Source organism: Streptomyces sp. NBC_00986, assembly GCF_045162565.1.
Lineage (GTDB): Bacteria > Actinomycetota > Actinomycetes > Streptomycetales > Streptomycetaceae > Streptomyces.
In genome coordinates this window covers 4,726,874-4,745,992 of record NZ_CP108733.1, presented here as the reverse complement: position 1 = coordinate 4,745,992, position 19,119 = coordinate 4,726,874, and the positions used below count along the sequence as shown (strand labels likewise).

The window sequence follows — 19,119 nt, the reverse complement described above, 5'->3', positions numbered from 1 at the left end:
ACCGGGGGCGCCCCTTTCACGTACGACCGTGTGGTCGTGGCTTCGTTGGCGCTACGGCGCTACGTCGTGGCTACTTGGCCCGGTCGAAGTCGATCGCGCTGTACGCCCGCAGCTTGCTCAGCCGGTGTTCCGAATCGATTCGCCTGACGGTCCCGGACTTGGACCGCATCACGATGGAGTCGGTCGTCGCGGTCTCCGCGCGGTACCGCACACCCCGCAGCAGCTCGCCGTCCGTGATCCCGGTCGCGACGAAGAACACGTTCTCCCCGGACACCAGGTCGTCGGTGGTGAGCACCCGGTCGAGGTCGTGCCCCGCGTCCAGCGCGCGCTGCCGCTCGGCGTCGTCCTTGGGCCACAACTTGCCCTGGATCACGCCCCCGAGACACTTCACGGCACAGGCCGAGATGATGCCTTCAGGGGTGCCGCCGATACCGAGCAGCAGGTCCACGCCGGTGCCTTCGCGCAGCGCCAGGATCGACCCCGCGACATCCCCGTCGGAGATCAGCTTGATCCGCGCACCGGTCTCCCGGATCTCCTTGATGATGCCGTCGTGCCGCGGCCGGTCCAGGACGACGACGGTGACGTCCTCGGGCGTGACCCGCTTGGCCTTGGCGACCCGGCGGACGTTCACCGAGATCGGGGCCTCGATGTCGACGAACTCGGCGGCCTCGGGCCCGGCGACGAGCTTGTCCATGTAGAACACGGCGGACGGGTCGAACATCGAACCCCGGTCCGCGGCGGCGAGCACGGCGATCGCGTTCGGCATGCCCTTGGCGTTGAGGGTGGTCCCGTCGATCGGGTCGACGGCGATGTCGCACTCCGGCCCGGTCCCGTCGCCGACGCGCTCGCCGTTGAAGAGCATCGGCGCCTCGTCCTTCTCGCCCTCACCGATGACGACGACGCCGTTCATCGAGACGGTGGAGACGAGGGTCCGCATGGCACGCACGGCGGCGCCGTCGGCGCCGTTCTTGTCACCGCGCCCGACCCAGCGGCCCGCGGCCATCGCGGCGGCTTCGGTCACCCGGACGAGTTCCAGGGCGAGGTTGCGGTCGGGGGCCTCGGAGGGGACTTCGAGTTCGGACGGCAGATGATGATGCTCGGTCATCGGAGCGCACCTTTCTGATACGACGACGGCCGGATGAGGGTATGGCCCCGACTCTATCGCCAGGCAGACAAAATGAGCAGGGGGGCCCACGGATGAGCGGACCAGGGCACCTGAGACGATAGGGGCGTGGCAGGTTCGAACGGCAAGCAGAAGACGGTCCGGGACATGATTCTCTCCCTGGGCCTGATCGGGATCGCTGCGGCGATCGTCTACATCTTCATCCCGCACAGCGACCACGCTCCCGACGTCAAGCGGGTCGACTACCGCGTGGAGCTGCTCACGGCACGCCGTGCGGCGCCGTACCCGGTGGCGGCCCCGGAGGGCCTGGCCAAGACGTGGAAGGCGACCTCGGTCAGCTACGACGGCGCCGCGTTCGACGCCTGGCACCTCGGATTCAGTGCCCCCGGCGGACAGTACGTGCAGATAGAACAGTCGACTCAGAAGCCGGCCGACTTCGTCGACACCGCCAGCCAGGGCTCCGCCGCGACGAAGACCACCCAGGACATCGACGGCCACACCTGGACCCGCTACACCGGCGGCCGCTACGACGCGCTCGTGCTCGCGGGCAAGGGCTCGACGACGGTGGTGGCGGGCACGGGTTCGTTCGCGCAGCTGACGGAGATGGCGAAGGCGCTGCAGACGAAGTGAAGTGAGCTGACGGCTGCGACGAAGGCCCCCGGCGCTGTGCGTGCCGGGGGCCTTCGTCATGTCGTCAGGGGGTCATCCGGCTCAGACGGTGGTGACGACCTCGTCGTACGCCAGGCGCGGGGAGCGCGGGAACCAGGCGTCCGGGCCCGGCTTGCCGATGTTGATGACGACGAACGGGGTGTGGTCGTCGTCCAGGAACTCCTTCTGGACGCCCGCGAAGTCGAGACCGGTCATCGGGCCGGCGGCGAGGCCGGCGGCGCGGATGCCGATGATGAAGTACGCGGCCTGGAGGGCGGCGTTCAGCGCGGCGTTGCCCTCACGGACCGAACGCTCGCCGAAGACGGCGTCCTTGGCCTGCGGGAAGTGCGGGAACAGGTTCGGGAGCTCCTCGTGGAACTCGTTGTCCGCGGAGAGGATCGCGACCAGCGGGGCGGCGGCGGTCTTCTTCTGGTTGCCCTCGGCGAGGTGCTGCACGAGACGCTCACGGGCCTCGGGGGAGCGGACCAGGGTGATGCGCAGCGGCGACTGGTTCATGGAGGTCGGGCCGTACTTGACCAGGTCGTAGATCGCCTGCACCTGCTCGTCCGTCACCGGCTCGTCGGTGAACGTGTTCGCGGTACGGGCCTCGCGGAACAGCAGGTCCTGGGCGGCGGGGTCAAGAACGAGAGACATACGAGAACTTCCTCGGGGTGGCCGGAAACCGGAACCGGACCGTGGTCCGGATAGGCTGACGAGACCGACCGTACGCGATATGAGGTTCAACGTTCAACCAAAACCGGAGCAGGGTGATCCGTATCACGGGGGAATGCCGTGGGGGCGGCTTGCGAGGGGGGCGGTTGTTGCTGGTGAGCGATCAGCGTCGGCGGCGGCGGTGGTCGGCGGCGGGTATCGGCTGGCCGCCATCACTGACGGGCGTTTGCGGGCGCGGCTCGCTGTTCCGCTGCGGGCTGCCGCAACTCGCCGTCCGGCGCTGGTAGTTGCCGGCTGATCGCTGGCGCTGCGCCGGCTGGCGGCCGCTGCGACTCGCTGTCGGCTGTCGGCTGCCTGCGGGCGCCATTCGCCGTCCGCTGCGGGTTGTCGGCTGTCGATACCGGCCATCGGCTGCCAGCCGTTGCCATCGGTTCGCCGACGCCGACGCCGACGCCGACGCCGACAGCTGTCAGCTGCTGTGACTCGCTGTCGGCTGACGGTTGGCGCTACTTGCCGTCCGTTGCCGGCTGTCGGCTGTTGTGACTCGCTGTCCGCTGCCGGTCGGCGGGTGCCCGCCGTTCGGCGTCGCTGTCAGCCGGCGCTCGCTGCTACTCGCCGTCGGTTGCTACTTGCTGTCCGCTGTGGATTGTCGGCTGCTGTTGCTCGCCGTCCGCTGCCGGTCCCCGGCCGCTGGTCGCTGCCAGCTCTGCGCTGGCGCTGCCAGGTGGCGGACGCTGCGGCTTACCGTCTGCTACCGGCGGGCGCTATGTGCGGTCCGTCGCTGGTTTTCGGCTGTTGTGACTCGTCATCGGCTGGCTGCCGTTCCTTGGCTGCTGGCTCGGCACCGTCGCTGACAGCGGGCGGCTGCCGCGACCCGCTGTCGCTGTCGGCGGGCGCTATTCGCCCCTCTGCCGCTGGTTGCTGGCGGTTGTTTTCGCCATCTGCTGAGAGTCGTCGGCGGTTGGTAGCTGCCAGCAGTTCGCTGTCGTTGCGCCGGACGGCGGCCGCTGCGGCTTGCTGTCCCTCGTCGGCCGTCGCTACGTGCGATTCGCTGCCCGCCGGTTGCCAGCGCCGCTGCCCGCGCGGGCTGCCCCCTCGCGCTACTCGCCGTCCGCCTCTCCGGCCGCGCCCTCGTCCTCTTCCTCCGCGAGCGCCGCGTCCAGCCTGGCCCGGGCCCCGTCCAGCCAGCGGCGGCACACCTTGGACAGTTCCTCGCCGCGCTCCCAGAGGGCGAGGGACTCCTCCAGGGTCGTGCCGCCCGCCTCCAGGCGTCGTACGACCTCGATCAGTTCGTCGCGTGCCTGCTCGTACCCGAGCGACTCTTCCGTCACCTTGCTGGTCATTCGCCCACCCTATGCATCAACAGGAACTACGCCTCGAACAGGAACTACGACTCGGCCCGGACCGTGAACTCGCCCTCGGCGACCCGCGCGCGGAGCACCTCGTCCGCGCTCACCTCGTCCGGGTCCCGGACGACATGGCCGTCGGCCCGCTGCAGCACCGCGTACCCCCGCTTCAGGGTGGCCGCGGGGGAGAGGGCCACCACGCGTGCGTGCGTGTGGGTCAGCTCCGAGTCGGCGCGGTCCAGAAGGTGGCCGAGGGTGCGCCGACCGCGGTCGAGGAGGGCGGCGACATGGTCCGCGCGCTCGTCGATCATCCGGTGCGGATCCTGTATCGACGGCCGGGACAACGCCTGCGCCAGCCCGCGCTCCTCCCGGTCCACGAACGCCACGACACACCGCCGAGCCCGGTCACGCAGTTGCCGTACGCGCTCGTACTCCTCGCCGACGTCCGGTACGACCTTCTTCGCGGCGTCGGTGGGCGTGGAGGCACGCAGGTCGGCGACGTAGTCCAGGAGGGGGTTGTCGGGCTCGTGCCCGATCGCGGACACCACGGGCGTACGGCAGGCCGACACGGCCCGTACGAGCTGCTCGTCGGAGAACGGCAACAGGTCCTCCACGCTGCCGCCGCCCCGCGCCACGATGATCACGTCCACGCCGTCGAGCGCGTCCAGTTCCTTCACGGCCTGCACGACCTGCGGCACGGCGTGCACGCCCTGCACAGGCACGTTGCGCACCTCGAAACGGACCGCGGGCCAGCGATGCCGCGCGTTCTCCAGGACGTCCCGCTCGGCCGCCGAGGCCCGCCCGCAGACCAGCCCGATCAGCTGTGGCAGGAACGGCAACGGCTTCTTCCGGTCGGCCGCGAACAGCCCCTCGGCGGCCAGCGACTTCTTCAACTGCTCAAGCCGCGCGAGGAGTTCCCCCACCCCGACCGGCCTTATCTCGGTCGCCCGCAACGACAACTGCCCCCGCGGCGCGTACCACTCGGGCTTCGCGAGTACGACCACCCGCGCGCCCTCGCTGACGACATCGGCGACCTCGTCGAACACCTGCCGGAAGCACGTCACGCTCACCGAGATGTCGTACGACGGGTCACGCAACGTCAGAAACACCACACCGGCACCGGGGCGCCGCGACAACTGCGTGATCTGCCCCTCGACCCACACCGCACCGAGCCGATCGATCCACCCGCCGATCAGCCGGGAGACCTCACCGACGGGGAGCGGCGCGTCCGGAGCCGTGTTGAGAGCCATGCGCCCGAGAGTAACGGCCACCTGTGACAACGGGGTCGAGGTGTGGGGCGGGGTGGGGTGGCCTGCGGGGGCTGTCGTTGACGTGTCGGCCGGCATCCCTTCAACACAGGCCGCGCAAACTCTGCCCGTCCGGCGTTTGAGGACGAGGCTCCTTCAGGGCCGATGGGGGTCTGGGGGCGCGGCCCCCAGGAGACGCTCGCCCCCACCCACGCCCGGGTAGCTACTGCCGGACCGCCCCACGCGACTGCACCGCCAGCACCACCAACCCCACCGCCAGCCAGATCGCCCCCACCACCTGCGCGGTCCCGGACGCCTCCACGATCACGGCGATCGTGATCGCCGCCCCCAGCACCGGCACCAGCACGTGCCGCCACCACACCACAGGCCCACCCCGGCGCCGTACCGCGAACCACCCCACCACGCTCGCGTGCAGCAGCGTGAACGCGGTGAGCGCGCCGATGTCGACGACCGAGACGAGGTGGTCGAGGCCGTCGTCGCGGCGGGCCGCCCAGACCGCGGCGACCAGGGTGATGACCGCCGCCGACAACAGGGCGACCCTCGGTACCCCGGAGTCGGTCTTCGACAGTGCGCGGGGGAGGCGCCGGTCGCGGGCCATCGCGAAGACCAGGCGGCCCGCCGCCGCCTGCCCGGCCAGCGCGGCGAACGCCGCGCCGATCGCCTTGCTGACGGCGACCAGGTTGTGCAGCCAGTCGCCGACCGAGACGTCCACCGCGTCGTAGAACGCCGATCCCTGTTTCCCCGGGTCGGCGGCCAGCTGTGCGGACGTCGTCGGCTCCAGGAGGGCGACCAGGTACGTCTGGGCGATGAACAGGACACCGGCCAGGGCGAGGCAGAACAGCAGCGCCCTGGCGACCTTCTCGGAGCCGCCGGTGACCTCCTCCGCGAAGGTGGCGACCGCGTCGAAGCCCAGGTAGGACAGGACGGCCACCGAGACCGCGCCGATCACCGCGGACAACGCGAACGCGCCCTGCGTGCCGTCCCCGGACAGCGGCGACAGCCAGCCCCGTTCGGCGCCGTCGCGCGCGAGGACGACGATCGCCGACACGATGAAGATGACGAGGACGACGATCTCCATCGCGAGGACGAGGAAGCCCACGCGGGCCGCCGCACGCACACCCCAGAGGTTGAGGCAGGTCGTGATCACGACCGCCAGCGCTGTCCACACCCACCGGGAGACGTCCGGGACCAGCGCGTTCATGGCGATCCCGGAGAAGAGGTAGGCGACCGCGGGGATCAGGATGTAGTCCAGCATCGCCATCCAGCCGGCGATGAACCCGGCCTCCCTGCCGAGCCCTACGCGCGCGTAGGCGAACACAGAGCCCGCCTGAGGGACGACCCGCACCATCTGCGCGTAGCTGAACGCGGTGAACGCCATGGCGACCGTGGCCACGATGTAGACCAGCGCGACGGCACCGTGCGACTTGGCGTCCAGGGTGCCGAACACGCCGACCGGCGCCATAGGGGCGATGAACAGCAGCCCGTAGACGACGAGATCCCGGAAACCGAGGCTGCGCCGCAGCTGGGGCCCGTCGCCGGCCGAGGTCTCCGTCTCCGTGGCCGTACCGCTGTCCCTGTCCGCCATCTCGCGTCTCCCGTACGTCGTGCCTGGCCCCCACCCCTCCCACTCCACGGCCAGTCTCCCCAAGGACGCGATCTTTGACCCGTCGAGCGCGGCCTTACGATGGGACGCATGACTGCTTCGTCTGGCCGCCGTGTCCTGCTCGCCGCCCCCCGGGGCTACTGCGCGGGTGTGGACCGCGCCGTGATCGCCGTCGAGAAAGCCCTCGAGCAGTACGGGGCTCCGATCTATGTCCGGCACGAGATCGTGCACAACAAGTACGTCGTCCAGACCCTGGAGAAGAAGGGGGCCATCTTCGTCGAGCGGACCGAGGAGGTCCCCGAGGGGAACATCGTGATGTTCTCCGCGCACGGCGTCGCGCCCGTCGTCCACGACGAGGCCAAGCAGGGCCGCCTCGCCACCATCGACGCGACCTGCCCCTTGGTGACCAAGGTCCACAAGGAAGCCGTCCGTTTCGCCGACGACGACTTCGACATCCTCCTGATCGGCCACGAGGGCCACGAGGAGGTCATCGGCACCTCCGGAGAGGCCCCCGACCACATCACCCTGGTCGACGGCCCGTCCGATGTCGCCAAGGTAGAGGTGCGGGACCCGTCCAGGGTCGTATGGCTGTCCCAGACCACCCTCTCGGTCGACGAGACCATGGAGACGGTCGACGCCCTGAAGGAGAAGTTCCCGCAGCTCATCTCCCCGCCCAGCGACGACATCTGCTACGCCACGCAGAACCGCCAGCTCGCCGTGAAGCAGATGGGCGAGGAGGCCGACCTGGTGATCGTGGTCGGCTCGAAGAACTCCTCCAACTCCGTACGGCTCGTCGAGGTCGCCAAGCTGGCCGGCGCCCGCGCCGCCTACCTGGTGGACTTCGCCGACGAGATCGAGGAGGCCTGGCTGGAGGGCGTGACCACGGTCGGCGTCACCTCGGGAGCCTCCGTACCGGAGGTCCTGGTCGAGCAGGTCCTGGAGTGGCTGTCCGGCCGCGGCTTCGAGGACGTCGAACTGGTCAAGGCGGCCGAGGAGTCCATCACGTTCTCGCTGCCCAAGGAACTCCGCCGTGACCTGCGCGAAGAGGCGGCCGCGCTGGTCGCCGAGCGCACGGGTTCGGACCGTACGGCACCCTCCGGGCAGTGACTGTCAGTCGTTCGTCGTAGCGTGGATCCATGCAGATCTTCGGCGTGGACATCGGTGGATCCGGGATCAAGGGCGCCCCTGTGGACCTGGACAAGGGCGAATTGACGGAAGAGCGGTACAAGGTGCTGACCCCGCACCCGGCGACGCCGGACGGAGTGGCCGACGGCGTGAAGGAAGTCGTCGACCACTTCGGCTGGACGGGACCGGTCGGGTTCACGTTTCCGGGCGTGGTCACCGGCGGGGCCACGATCCGTACGGCGGCGAACGTCGACAAGAGCTGGATCGACCGGGACGCGGGCGCGCTGTTCAGCGAGCGACTGGGCGGCCTCCCGGTGACGGTCGTCAACGACGCGGACGCGGCGGGCGTCGCCGAGATGCACTTCGGCGCCGGCCAGGGCCGCAAGGGCACGGTGATCCTGCTGACCTTCGGCACGGGCATCGGCAGCGCCCTGTTCGTCAACGGCATCCTCGTGCCGAACACGGAGCTGGGCCACCTTGAGCTGAACGGCCACGACGCCGAGAAGAAGGCGTCCAGCAAGGCCAAGGAGGACGGCGAGCTGACGTGGGAGCACTGGGCCCACCGCGTCCAGAAGTACCTCGCCCACGTCGAGATGCTGTTCTCGCCCGAGCTGTTCATCATCGGCGGCGGGGTCAGCCGCAAGGCGGACAAGTTCCTGCACTTCATCGAGGACATCAAGGCCGAGATCGTCCCTGCGCAGTTGCAGAACAACGCGGGGATCGTGGGGGCGGCGATGCATGCGGCGGGGGACGACTAGGGGTGGCTAGGGGTGGCTAACGGCGACCGGTGACGACTGGGGCTGGCTGTCGCTGCTGGCTCCGGTGGAGTTGGTGGTTGGTGGTTGGTGGTTGGGTGGTGGGGGCTCGGGGGCGCTTGATCGGTGCGGGTGTGCCGGTCTTGGGTGGACGCGCGGGTCGCGGTGGGCTGAGTCCGGTGGGTGTCGGCTGCGAGGCGGGGGGCCTGTGGCAGGTGACTACGGAGGGCGTCCGCCGCGACCTGCGTGAAGGGGCGGCGGCGCTGGTCGCTGGGCGCGCGGGGTCGGGCGGGCTTGTAGGGGCCCGGGGGTGGCTCGGTCGACGGGGGATGCTCCGTGGCTGAGTCTCCGGCTCCGGAATCGACCCTGCGACTGGCCTCAGGACCGGTGGCCTCAGGACTGGTGGCCTCAGGACTGGTGGCCTCAGGACTGGTGGCCTCAGGACTGGTGGCCTCAGGACTGGTCCTGGGACGACCCTGGCTCCCGACCTGACCCTGGCCCCGACCTCGACCCGGCTCCGGTCCCGACCTGGCCCTGGTCCCCGCCCCCGACCTCGACCTGACCTCGGTCCTGGCCCTGACCTCGGTCCCGATCTTGCCCTGACCTCGACCCGGTTCCCGACCTCGACCCGGTTCCCGACCTGGCCCGGCCCCGGTTCCCGACCTGACCCCGGCCCCGGTTCCCGCCCTCGACCTGACCTCGGTCCTGGCCCTGACCTCGGTCCCGACCTGGCGCTGACCTCGACTCAGTCCCGACCTGGCGCTGACCTCGACTCGGTCCCGACCTCGACCCGGGCCCCGACCTGGCCCCGTCCTCGACCCCGACCCCGACCCCGCTCACGGTCCCTGTCCTTGTCCCGGAGTCGGCCCCTGGGACAGGCCTAGGGATCGACCCCGGGGTCGATCCCGCGGCGGCTCCAGGGAGTCACGCCCGTCGGCGACGCCTCAGTAGCCGGACCCTGCGGACCGTCGCGATGAGGCCCGCGACGAGCGTCCCCCCGTACAGCCAGCCGGCCTGCGTGGCGAGTCCGGTGAACAGGCCCATCAGGCGGTTGCCGAGGCCGCCGCTGCCGTCGGCCACCGGGAAGAGGCCGACGGCGAAGGCGATCGGCACGACGACCGGCGCGGTCAGCAGGTCGCCGCGTCGGATCCAGACCGCGGTGAGCACGCACACCGGCACGAACAGCACGCCGTAGACAGTCAGCGATGCCCCGAACAGGAACTGGTCGATACACCCGAGCACGAACATCACGGCCGCGCAGAACAGGCCGCCGCCGAGCCCGGTGAGCCGGGGGTTCGGCAGCTGACGTACGGTCTCGGCCGCCGTAGGGCTCGGGCGGCGTACGGCCGCCGGACGGCGCTGTGCGGTGCCGCGAGGCTGCGGGCCCGGGCGGGTCGTGCGGGCCGGGCCGCCGTTCGGGCCCCGGCCCGCCTGCGGGGGCAGGGGCGGGGCCCCGCGTCTTGCGCCGGGCTGTGGGGGTCGTGTCCTGTGTTGCTCCACTGGACCAACTTAGGTCGGTTTATGTGCCGAATAGGTCCTCAGACACGCCGATGGGCAGAGCTTGGCCACGTGTTCGACGCGGAGCCGGGAGGGCGCGGCTCACGCCGTAGACTGGTGGATCGGCCCCCGGCCCCGGTCCCCGCGCCCCCGGCCGGCCCCTCCACTGCTCTCACGCCACTCACGTACGGGAAGTCGCAACGTGTCGCTCACGATCGGAATCGTCGGTCTGCCGAATGTCGGCAAGTCGACCCTGTTCAACGCCCTGACCAAGAACGACGTGCTGGCGGCCAACTACCCGTTCGCCACGATCGAGCCGAACGTCGGCGTGGTCGGCGTCCCCGACCCGCGCCTGACGAAGCTGGCCGAGATCTTCTCCTCACAGAAGATCCTCCCGGCGACGGTCGACTTCGTCGACATCGCGGGCATCGTGAAGGGCGCGTCGGAGGGCGAGGGCCTGGGCAACAAGTTCCTCGCGAACATCCGTGAGTCCGACGCGATCTGCCAGGTCATCCGCGCCTTCAAGGACGAGAACGTCGTCCACGTCGACGGCAAGGTCTCGCCGAAGGACGACATCGAGACGATCAACACCGAGCTGATCCTCGCCGACCTGCAGACCATCGAGAAGGTCCTGCCGCGCCTCCAGCGGGAGTCGCGCATCAAGAAGGACATCGGCCCGAAGGTCGCGGCGGTCGAGGCGGCGCAGGAGATCCTGGAGAAGGGCGACACCCTCTTCTCGCAGGGCATCGTCCAGGGCTCGGGCAACGAGGAACTCCTGCACGACCTGCACCTGCTGACGACCAAGCCCTTCCTCTACGTCTTCAACGTCGACGAGGACGAGCTGGTGGACGAGGACTTCAAGACCGAACAGCGCGCCCTGGTCGCCCCCGCCGAGGCGATCTTCCTCAACGCCAAGCTGGAGGCGGACCTCGCCGAGCTCGACGACGAGGAGGAGGCGATGGAGCTCCTGGAGTCGGTCGGCGTCGAGGAGCCCGGCATGACGACCCTGGCCCGCGTCGGCTTCGACACCCTCGGCCTCCAGACCTACCTCACGGCAGGCCCCAAGGAATCCCGCGCCTGGACCATCAAGAAGGGCGCCACCGCCCCCGAGGCCGCCGGCGTCATCCACACCGACTTCCAGAAGGGCTTCATCAAGGCGGAGGTCATCTCCTTCGCCGACCTGGTGGAGACGGGGTCGGTCGCCGAGGCCCGGGCCAAGGGGAAGGCCCGTATGGAGGGCAAGGACTATGTGATGCAGGACGGGGACGTGGTGGAGTTCCGCTTCAATGTCTAGCCGCTGACATATCACCACGTTGCTGATCTCGCAAACATGCAGGTCAGAGAGGGTCTGACTCTTCGGGGTCGGGCCCTTAGTTTTTCCCGTGCTGGGATGGTGCTGGGATAGCTGACCCCTCGTCACCTGCCATCACCCCTGCTCATCCCTACCGTGCTGGGACGGGATGGGATGCCCGTGCTGGGATTTGTGCGAGCGGGACGCTGGCCGAGTGTGAGGTAGTGCGGACGTGGCACTTTTCCTACTCGTTTGACACAATCGGGGTATGGCTGAGACGACGTACAGCATCGGGGAAGGGCCGGCGACACGGGTGAGCCTGTCGCTGCCGGAGGGGACCGCAGAGGCGATTCGGGCGCGGGTGGGCAAGCGGGAGTTCTCCGCATTCATCGCCGAGGCGGTCGAGCGTGAGCTGCGCGGACAGGTCCTGGACGAGTACCTGGCGGACTACGAGAGCCGCAAGGGGCCGGTCTCCGAGCCGGCTCGTCAGCGGGCGCGGCAGGTCTTCGACGAGGTGTTTGCCGAGGAGGCCGAGTGGCCCGCCGCCGGTTGAGTCACGAGGGAACTCTGGTCCTCGACAGCGAGGGACTCTCGAAGCTGCTCGCCGACGATGAGCAGGTGGTGGCTCTGATCGCTGAGGCGCGCTCGCGCGGCATGGAGGTCGTGATCAGTGCGCTCACCATCATCGAAGTCGTCCACGTCCGTACGAACAAGTCCCGCCTGAACTGGGTGCTTTCCGGGCTGCGGGTCGTCCCGGTCGGTGACGAGGAGGCGAGGGCGGCCTCGAAGTTGCTGATGAATGCCGGGTTGCACGGACACAAGTACGCGATCGATGCGGCCGTCGCCGAGGCCGCGCTGCGACAGCACCGCCCCGTGGTCATGCTGACTTCCGATATCGACGACATGACGAAGCTGTGCGGCGAGCGGGTCCGGCTCGTGGCGGTGTGATTTCCCCTGGTTCGGCTTCTGCCTTTCGACGGTTGATCAGTGAGTGGCGGTGGAACTACCAGTATTCGGCGGACCACCGGTTTCGGTAACCGGCGATCCGCCGCTATGTTGCCGATCTTCCGCCTGGTGAAACTCCGTAGGTCGCGGGCGGAGTCAAAGCTCAGTAGGAGCGGGGCCCGTAGGGGCTCCAGTGACCGAGGAAGGGCTTGAGGTCGTCGCCGCTGGGCTTCGGTGGCGTGGGCAGTTTCGGCGCTGAGACCGATTCGGTGAGGATTTGGAGGTGCGCGTCCGCGAACGCGAGCCACGCCTCGATCTCGGTCCGCTCCTGCCCGGGCGGAAGTGATGTGGCGTGGTCGCGTACTGCTGCGATGTATTCGGTCAGGCGGCTGGCCTGGTACCAGGTGTCTGCCTGTTCTCCGAGGCGTTTGACGCGGTAGGCGTGGGCGTAGGCGGCGTGGGCTTCCTGCATGGCGGCTTCCCGGCGCTTTCGCTCTACCTCTCTGGCTTTCTGGTCCGCGAGGCGTTTGCGCTCCGCGGCTTCGCCACGGAGGCCGACCTCCTGCACGATCTCGGCGAGTTGTTCTTCCAGAGGCCGGTCGGGGAGATCTGCCCATTCGCTTGCACGGTGCGGGCTGCCACCGCGGAGTATGAAACGCAGCCGGCTGGAGGGGGTGTAGTCGAAGCGGGGGATGCGCATCCATGAGTACTTCTTGGCGTCGGCGAGTTCTTTGTCCGTCGGGACGTGTTCGCTGTGGTCCTGTTCTTGAAGGACGAGGAAGCCGACACTTTCGCCTTGGGCAGTGATGGAGAAGTGCGGTGGTGCCTTGCGCCGCCGATGGGGCGGGGGAGCGCCTTGTGTGGTTCCGAGCGCTGCCTTGTGGCCTTGTGCTTCGGTGGCGGTGATGAGGGTGTGGATGATGCGCAGGGCTCGGCCCTGGAGGGGTTTGGTCAGGCCCATGGGCTGCGGCTGCTTTTGAAGGGCGTTCACGACGGCATGGGGTTTGGAGAGTCTGGCTGGCACATGGAGCGGGGTGAGTTCCGCGAGGCGCCAGGCAGGGATGTCGACCAGCTTGATCTCGTAGCCGCGGTGGGTGCGGTATCCGTGGAGTTCCTGCGTGTGGGGGATCTTGCCGGACTTGCGGGCGGCATTGACTCGTGACGCCCAATTCACGGCGTGCGGGCCGGATTCGATGGGCTTGATGAGGCAGCCGTCGTTCGCAGCGGCCAGTTCTTCGAGTAGCTGGTCCGCGTAGTTCGCCAGGGCCTTCGGCGCGGCTCTGGGGCGCCGCGGTGCCGGTTTTCGGGCAGGTCGTTCCGGCGGTCGGGTGCTCTGCTCCACGGGGTGGATGCCGTGTTCGATGAGTTGCTGCCGCCCCTTCTCGGTGAGGTGGGCGCTCCAATGCCCGCGGCGTTTGGTGATTTTGATGAGCCCTCGGTTCTGCAGGGCCTGTCCGCTGGTCTTGTAGGTGCTGTCCGTCCAGACCTCGTCGGGACACCCCTGGCTCACCCAGTCGAGCACGGCCTGCTGCCGCTTGTTGAGGGCCTGTTCCATGTAGCCTCCCGCCGTTCCCTGGGTGCCCTGCCCCCGGAGACGATGCCCGCTGCCCTTGCGGGAATTCTGGGCTGTTGAAAGGACTCCTCGTTCGGGTGAGAGATATAGAGTGCGTGTTTACGGCGAGAGTAGTTATTCCTGGTATTGATGCGAAACGGCTTGGGTTCAGAGTCGTCGATAGGGATCTGGCTGAACTGGCTTGGGGTGCGGGTGGATGCCCGGGAGGGGCAGTGGGCCGACATCGTGGTGCACGCAGCTGAGCCCGAGATCGGGCGTACGTGGACGTTGTCGACGGTCGCCGCGGTGCGCGTCTGAATCAGATCACCGTGGACGGAGCCGTCTTGCCGAGGTAGATCTTGAACGCCTCGCGGATCTGGCCACGTGTGTAGCCGGCGGTGTTGACGTTGGCCGGTACGACCTCCCGCTCGTATCCGCGCTTGCGGGCGGACAGGTACTTGACCACGCTCGATGCTCCCGTGTTGGAGACGAACAGGTTGCGGGCGGTCCGCAGGTCGGTGTGTGACCCTTCGAAATTACGCGCGTGGCCGATGCCGACCCGGCTGGCGGTGTAGTACTTGCACTCGATGGCCAGCAGGCACTTATTGCCTCGCGGCGCCATCCGGATCTGCTGTGAGAGTGCAGCCTCGTCGGTCGGCAGGATCAGGACATCGCACTCGTGCACTCGCGGTGATCGAACTCGGCCTCGACAGCCCTGAGCCGGAAGCCTGACAGCAGGCCCGGCCCAGGGCGCCTCAGCCGGTCAGGGCCGTGGGTCGTGGTTGATCAGCTTCAGCAGGCTCAAAAGCTGCTTGGTCTCCGTCAGTGCCTCGGCTTTCGTCTCCGGGGCGTCCATGTCCCAGTGAGCCAGCTCATTCCGGTACTCCTTGACGGCGGTGATGCGGCGCACGAGTGGGAGCGTCGGCCGCTCGCAGGTAGGGGTGCGCTCAAGGGGAAGCGGATTCGGCCAGGCTCCGGGAACGCTGCACGTGGTGAGCGGGCTCGGGCGGCTATGCAGCCTCGTCGAGCATGGCGGACTGGGCCGACTCGCTTTCGACGCCGATGACTTCGACGGTTACGCCGCGAGCGGCGAGGGCCTTCGCGGTCTGGGCCAGGGTGATGGCGGAGAACGGGAAGAGGGAGTCCGGCGTGAGCTTGGCTCCGTCCTTCAGAAGGATCGCGAAGACGACGCGGCGCGGGGTGAAGTCCTCGGGGATGCTGCGGGCCGGATCGCTGTTGACGTGTACGGACCGGGCGAACTCCGCGCGTACGGCCGCGTTCTCGAAGAGGAGCTCAACGGAGACGCGCGCCTGGCTGAACAGGTGACTCAGCGGGCTGGAGGAGTGCGCGGGCTTCACGAGGACAAGAGTGTCGTCCTCGGTGAACAGGTCGCAGATCTCGACGGAGTTGCTTGCCCGAAAGGGGTTGTGGACATTCTTCTTGTCCAGGCAGACCCAGCCGCGACGGGCCTGGGCGGCCAGCTTGTTGTAGTCGCCTTCGTCTACGGGACGCATCACGCGCATACCCTTCTTGTTGAGCTTCTCGACGAGCGGCCAGCGGGGGAGATCGACGGAGGGCGCGTCGGGGAACAAGGGAGCCACGGTCTCGTTGACGTTGCGCAGGTAGCTCGCCCCGAGCTCGTACCACTCCCCGTCGAGCAGACAGAACGTGCGGGAGCTGAGGGAGAAGGTGGCCTCGATCCACTTCATGGCGGTTTCCTTGGACAGGGCTTCCATGGAGGCGGTGCGCGGGGCGAGCGCGGTCCGTGCGGAGAGCGTGTCACGAAACAGTTCGACGGTGCCCTGCCGGAGCGCCGTGACGCGGGCGCCTGCTTTGATCACACGGGCCCGCTCCAGGACGTAGTCGAGACTGAACTCGTCCCGGAGGTGGGGCGGGCAGGACCCGATCTTGATGGTGCAGGCGGTGGACCGGGGCAGGTCGGTGTTCTGGGAGAAGGGGACGGCGGTGATGATCCGGCCGTCTGCGGGACGGCCGAGCGTGGCGTCCAGTTCCGCGTCGAGCGCGTCGATGAGGGAGGGGACCTTGACCGGGGTGATGTGCTCCACGAAGGCCAGGTCGGGGTGGGGAAGGACGTGCTCGCAGATCGCGGCGATAGCGCGGACGTCCTTGACCAGCGTGGTGGGGGTGGTGCCGAGTTTGATACGGAGACCGATGCCGCCCTCCGCGGTCATGGCCCCGTTCCTGGTGCCGCTCCCTGCGGTGAGGTCGACTTCGTCGAGGTAACCGCCGAGGTGGCGGATGATCCGCCCGTGGTCCCGGAGTCCGAGTGCCGGTACGGAGGCGCCGGCAGGGATCAGGGAACTGTCGATGCGCGCCTGGCCGAGGACGCTGGTGGTGAAGTCCCGCACCTGACGCGGGTTGATGGCGCGGATACCGAAGGACAGACCGAAGTGCGCGTCCTTGAGCTGGGCGGGGAGAAGCCGGTAGCCCTGGTCGAAGCCGATCGCGTACACCACGTCGTCGACCGCGAGCACGAGCAGTGCGCCGGTGCGCTGCTCGCTCTGCAGCAGGTCCGATTCGCCGGCGAGCCGGAGGACATCCTTGCCCCAGGCGGCTTCCTCCTTCGCTACGGCGAAGGACACCGCGAGGGCGGGAACTCCCATGTGATCGCTGACGTCGCGCACGACCGCGTCCAGGGTGTCGAGGGCGTCGACGTCGAGGGCTTCGAGCATCGACTCAGGGGTCGCCTTGACGTGGGTCAGGCGGTACAGGGTGCGCTTCGACGCGGTGCTGGACACAGAGGTCTCCTGGGGCGAGGTTGCGGTGCGGTTCGGTAACACGAGCGGCCTTGCGGGACGGGTGGTGTTGAGGCGGACAGGGGCGAGTGCCCGGCAAGGGAGCAGAGGTGCGGCGATGAGGACGCCGGTGCGGTCGGACTCGTATGGGGTCGGCGTCCCGGCGGGTGGTGCCGGGGTGATGGTGACGAAGGTGCCAGAAGATTGGAGTTTAAATTGTTCGAGAACCTGATAACCCTGGTTATCAACCGCTGGCGAACTGAAAGCTCGACCGGCTGTAGCGTGTGAGGTGCACTGGGAGAAACGTTCTCGACCGAGAGCACAAGGCAGTCGTCACGAAGGGAGCGGAACCGCATGGTCGGCACACATGAAGCAACCGCTCCCATCCTGTCGGAGGAGACCTCCTGGCGGATCAGTTACGCCGAAATCGGGACCTTGGCCCAGGTTCAACGGCCCGTCGTCACCACCTGGGTGCGCCGGCACGCGGACTTCCCTGAGCCCGTCGCATACGAGGGAGCCAGCCCGCTCTTCGACGGCGGCGAAGTCGCCGAATGGCTGCTGTCCACGGGCCGCGGCAATGCTGGCTCCGACCAGATCCAGGCGGAGTGGGTGCTGCACACTCTGTCCGCCTGGCGGCGCGCGATCCCTGCCCGCACGCTGGTCGACACGGTGACCGCGCTGCTCTGCCTGCGCCGGCTCCTCGACGAACCGCTCTCCGAGCTGCCGTGGCGCACGATCCTGGAGCGCGCCGCGGAGACCGATTTCGAGGACGCCTACCTCCACAGAGAACTGCGCGACCTGCCGGACGCCGAACGTCAGGGCCCCCTGCTCGCCGTCCTCGCCGACCAGCTCACCGAGGCCGCCTACACCCCGGCCGACGCGCTCGAACGGGTCATGGACGCGCGCCGCCGCCTGGGCTGCGACGACCTCGCCGCCGACGAACCGATTCCGCTGGTGAGTCGGGTGATGGCCCACCTGTCCGGCATCGCGCGTCTGAACGAGCGCGAGCAAGGGGCGACGGCCGCCGTCCTGTACCCCAGGAGCGGAGATCTGCTGGTCGCCCTGCGCGAAGCAGTGTCCGACGCCGAGGGCATGCCCTTCTTCCTCTCCGCGGACCCGATGCCGGACCTAGTCCGGCTCGCCCGCCGCCGTCTCATGGCCCAAGGCGTCCAGGAGTACGAGATGGACCTCGTGGACGGCGAGGAACTGGCCACGGACGACTGGGGAGACCCGCACGTCGTCGTCTGTGCCCTCCCCTACGAGGCGGCCGAGACCCGCAGCCCGCTCGCCGTCCTGCACAGCCTGCAGGACCTCACCGATCTCCTCGCCGAGGACTGCACGGCCATCGCCCTGGGCCCCGCCGACGCGCTCGTCCGACCCCTGCCCGCACGCGGGGAAGCAGACCGCCTGCGCCGGGACTTTCTGGAACAGCACCTCCTCAAAGCCGCGATCAGCCTCCCTGAAGGCGTACTCCCCTTCCGCCCGGCTCACCGCACCGCGATCTGGGTCCTGCACCGTACCCCCGAAGCGCGGCGCACCGGCCAGGTCCTCCTCGCCGACCTTTCCTCACGCACCCTCACCGCGCAGGCCCTGGAAACGCTGGCCGAGGACATCGACATCTTCCGTGATGCCGGCTGGCGGTCGGACGGCCGTCACGAACCGCGCAACGCCGTCATCGTCCCGGCCACCACCCTGACCGGCGCACCGGGCACTGCGTTCACCCCGCAGCACCGCTCGCACGCCGACCGCTACACCCGCACCGTCGTCGAACGCCCGGCCCGCATCTCCGAGACCGAACTCCGCCTCCAGCAGCTGACCGACGCCACCCGCAGCGCACTCGACCACGCACCCACGATCCGCGCCAACGCCGTCCTGCGCCCCGACGACCAGCCGACCCGCCGTACCACCGTGGCCCGCCTGCTCAAGGACCGCCGCCTGCGCCGACTGCCCGGCCACCGCATCGCCGCCGAACACCTCCTCACCGAAGGCGCAGGCCACTACACCGTCCTCACCGCGGCCGAGATCACCGGCAGCGCGCCGGTCGACAGTCACCGCATAGACCGCGCCGTACTGCTCAACACCTACGAGCACGCCTACTTCACCGAACCCGGCGACATCGTCGTCACCGCCACCCCGAGCTTCGGCGCGTACGTCGACGACGAGGGCCTGTCCGTGGTCGCTTTCCCCGCCCGCGTCCTGCGCGTACGAGCCGACGCTGAGCATCCCGTACGGCCCCGTGTCCTGGCAGCGCTTCTGCGCTCGGCGGCGGCCGAACACCGGCGGGTGAGTGGCGCGGTCCGCTCCGCCCGCCGCATAGAGGACCTCCTCATCCCCGACCTCCCCGGCGACGAGGCCGAGCGGTACGACGCGCTCCTGGCCGACATCGCCCGCCGTACGGCCCTGCTGCGCCAGCACGCGGCGGCCCTCGAAGACCTGACTTCCCTGACCGCCGCCGGCCTAGTCGACGGCACGCTGACCCTCGCTGAACCACTCTCGTCTGACCTCCGCCTGACTCGCGAAATCTCTTGAAGGAGACCC

18 protein-coding genes are annotated in these 19,119 nt (G+C 68.9%); 8 read left to right on the top strand and 10 right to left on the bottom strand.

Annotated elements, in window-relative coordinates; genetic code table 11:
• Positions 1–70 precede the first annotated feature (70 nt).
• The gene (gene glpX, locus OG504_RS20575; RefSeq protein WP_033286599.1) at positions 71–1,105 is read right to left on the bottom strand and encodes a class II fructose-bisphosphatase; all 1,035 of its coding nucleotides are present in this window, start codon (positions 1,103–1,105) and stop codon (positions 71–73) included.
• Between the two features lie 126 nt (positions 1,106–1,231).
• Here glpX and OG504_RS20570 point away from each other — a divergent pair, with 126 nt between their 5' ends.
• The gene (locus OG504_RS20570) at positions 1,232–1,753 is read left to right on the top strand and encodes a DUF4245 domain-containing protein (RefSeq protein ID WP_405991143.1); all 522 of its coding nucleotides are present in this window, start codon (positions 1,232–1,234) and stop codon (positions 1,751–1,753) included.
• An 81-nt stretch (positions 1,754–1,834) separates the two neighbouring features.
• Here OG504_RS20570 and OG504_RS20565 read toward each other — a convergent pair whose 3' ends face one another.
• The 4 genes from OG504_RS20565 to OG504_RS20550 form a co-directional block, all read right to left on the bottom strand.
• Entirely contained in the window at positions 1,835–2,425 is a 591-nt protein-coding gene (locus OG504_RS20565) for a malonic semialdehyde reductase (protein ID WP_393761492.1), read from the bottom strand.
• A gap of 1,118 nt (positions 2,426–3,543) precedes the next feature.
• Entirely contained in the window at positions 3,544–3,786 is a 243-nt protein-coding gene (locus tag OG504_RS20560) for an exodeoxyribonuclease VII small subunit (RefSeq protein ID WP_327401575.1), read from the bottom strand.
• A gap of 44 nt (positions 3,787–3,830) precedes the next feature.
• Complete coding sequence (xseA, locus tag OG504_RS20555; protein WP_405991142.1) at positions 3,831–5,039, bottom strand: exodeoxyribonuclease VII large subunit; 1,209 nt, start codon at positions 5,037–5,039, stop codon at positions 3,831–3,833.
• Between the two features lie 220 nt (positions 5,040–5,259).
• Positions 5,260–6,642, bottom strand: a complete 1,383-nt coding sequence (locus OG504_RS20550; RefSeq protein ID WP_405991141.1) for an APC family permease — start codon at positions 6,640–6,642, stop codon at positions 5,260–5,262.
• A gap of 99 nt (positions 6,643–6,741) precedes the next feature.
• On the opposite strand from OG504_RS20550, the gene OG504_RS20545 reads away from it, so the two are divergent.
• Positions 6,742–7,767: a 4-hydroxy-3-methylbut-2-enyl diphosphate reductase gene (locus OG504_RS20545; RefSeq protein WP_405991140.1), complete on the top strand. Its 1,026-nt coding sequence runs from the start codon at positions 6,742–6,744 to the stop codon at positions 7,765–7,767.
• A 29-nt stretch (positions 7,768–7,796) separates the two neighbouring features.
• Positions 7,797–8,543: a polyphosphate--glucose phosphotransferase gene (gene ppgK, locus OG504_RS20540; protein WP_405991139.1), complete on the top strand. Its 747-nt coding sequence runs from the start codon at positions 7,797–7,799 to the stop codon at positions 8,541–8,543.
• Between the two features lie 921 nt (positions 8,544–9,464).
• On the opposite strand, the gene OG504_RS20535 is transcribed toward ppgK, so the two are convergent.
• Entirely contained in the window at positions 9,465–10,040 is a 576-nt protein-coding gene (locus tag OG504_RS20535) for a DUF6542 domain-containing protein (RefSeq protein ID WP_405991138.1), read from the bottom strand.
• Positions 10,041–10,239: 199 nt separating this feature from the next.
• Here OG504_RS20535 and ychF point away from each other — a divergent pair, with 199 nt between their 5' ends.
• From ychF to OG504_RS20520, 3 genes are all read left to right on the top strand, one after another.
• Positions 10,240–11,331, top strand: coding sequence for a redox-regulated ATPase YchF (gene ychF / locus OG504_RS20530; protein WP_405991137.1), 1,092 nt, complete (start codon positions 10,240–10,242; stop codon positions 11,329–11,331).
• Between the two features lie 265 nt (positions 11,332–11,596).
• Positions 11,597–11,881, top strand: coding sequence for a hypothetical protein (locus OG504_RS20525; RefSeq protein ID WP_006138089.1), 285 nt, complete (start codon positions 11,597–11,599; stop codon positions 11,879–11,881).
• On the top strand, positions 11,863–12,276 hold the full coding sequence (locus tag OG504_RS20520) for a PIN domain-containing protein (protein ID WP_405991136.1): 414 nt from the start codon (positions 11,863–11,865) through the stop codon (positions 12,274–12,276). The genes OG504_RS20525 and OG504_RS20520 overlap by 19 nt, the downstream gene beginning before the upstream one ends.
• A gap of 160 nt (positions 12,277–12,436) precedes the next feature.
• On the opposite strand, the gene OG504_RS20515 is transcribed toward OG504_RS20520, so the two are convergent.
• Positions 12,437–13,828, bottom strand: coding sequence for a hypothetical protein (locus tag OG504_RS20515; protein ID WP_405991135.1), 1,392 nt, complete (start codon positions 13,826–13,828; stop codon positions 12,437–12,439).
• A gap of 147 nt (positions 13,829–13,975) precedes the next feature.
• Between OG504_RS20515 and OG504_RS20510 the strand changes: the two genes are divergently transcribed.
• Positions 13,976–14,143, top strand: a complete 168-nt coding sequence (locus OG504_RS20510; protein WP_405991134.1) for a hypothetical protein — start codon at positions 13,976–13,978, stop codon at positions 14,141–14,143.
• A gap of 1 nt (position 14,144) precedes the next feature.
• Here the strand turns inward: OG504_RS20510 and OG504_RS20505 are convergent, their stop codons facing one another.
• The 3 genes from OG504_RS20505 to OG504_RS20495 all read right to left on the bottom strand — a co-directional run bounded on the left by OG504_RS20505 (position 14,145) and on the right by OG504_RS20495 (position 16,584).
• Complete coding sequence (locus OG504_RS20505) at positions 14,145–14,510, bottom strand: hypothetical protein (protein WP_405991133.1); 366 nt, start codon at positions 14,508–14,510, stop codon at positions 14,145–14,147.
• A gap of 78 nt (positions 14,511–14,588) precedes the next feature.
• A complete protein-coding gene (locus OG504_RS20500; protein ID WP_405991132.1) occupies positions 14,589–14,735 on the bottom strand; it encodes a hypothetical protein in 147 nt (48 codons plus the stop codon).
• A gap of 100 nt (positions 14,736–14,835) precedes the next feature.
• On the bottom strand, positions 14,836–16,584 hold the full coding sequence (locus tag OG504_RS20495; protein WP_405991131.1) for a DUF6119 family protein: 1,749 nt from the start codon (positions 16,582–16,584) through the stop codon (positions 14,836–14,838).
• A 351-nt stretch (positions 16,585–16,935) separates the two neighbouring features.
• Between OG504_RS20495 and OG504_RS20490 the strand changes: the two genes are divergently transcribed.
• A complete protein-coding gene (locus tag OG504_RS20490; RefSeq protein ID WP_405991130.1) occupies positions 16,936–19,110 on the top strand; it encodes a hypothetical protein in 2,175 nt (724 codons plus the stop codon).
• Positions 19,111–19,119 lie beyond the last annotated feature (9 nt).

Excerpts from the sequence above, each read along its gene's own strand:
- OG504_RS20565 (WP_393761492.1), bottom strand. The coding sequence starts at position 2,425 with ATGTCTCTCGTTCTTGACCCCGCCGCCCAGGACCTGCTGTTCCGCGAG.
- OG504_RS20490 (WP_405991130.1), top strand. The coding sequence starts at position 16,936 with ATGGTCGGCACACATGAAGCAACCGCTCCCATCCTGTCGGAGGAGACC.
- OG504_RS20560 (WP_327401575.1), bottom strand. The coding sequence starts at position 3,786 with ATGACCAGCAAGGTGACGGAAGAGTCGCTCGGGTACGAGCAGGCACGC.
- OG504_RS20510 (WP_405991134.1), top strand. The coding sequence starts at position 13,976 with ATGCGAAACGGCTTGGGTTCAGAGTCGTCGATAGGGATCTGGCTGAAC.
- OG504_RS20550 (WP_405991141.1), bottom strand. The coding sequence starts at position 6,642 with ATGGCGGACAGGGACAGCGGTACGGCCACGGAGACGGAGACCTCGGCC.
- OG504_RS20545 (WP_405991140.1), top strand. The coding sequence starts at position 6,742 with ATGGGACGCATGACTGCTTCGTCTGGCCGCCGTGTCCTGCTCGCCGCC.
- xseA (WP_405991142.1), bottom strand. The coding sequence starts at position 5,039 with ATGGCTCTCAACACGGCTCCGGACGCGCCGCTCCCCGTCGGTGAGGTC.
- OG504_RS20525 (WP_006138089.1), top strand. The coding sequence starts at position 11,597 with ATGGCTGAGACGACGTACAGCATCGGGGAAGGGCCGGCGACACGGGTG.
- glpX (WP_033286599.1), bottom strand. The coding sequence starts at position 1,105 with ATGACCGAGCATCATCATCTGCCGTCCGAACTCGAAGTCCCCTCCGAG.
- ppgK (WP_405991139.1), top strand. The coding sequence starts at position 7,797 with ATGCAGATCTTCGGCGTGGACATCGGTGGATCCGGGATCAAGGGCGCC.
- OG504_RS20515 (WP_405991135.1), bottom strand. The coding sequence starts at position 13,828 with ATGGAACAGGCCCTCAACAAGCGGCAGCAGGCCGTGCTCGACTGGGTG.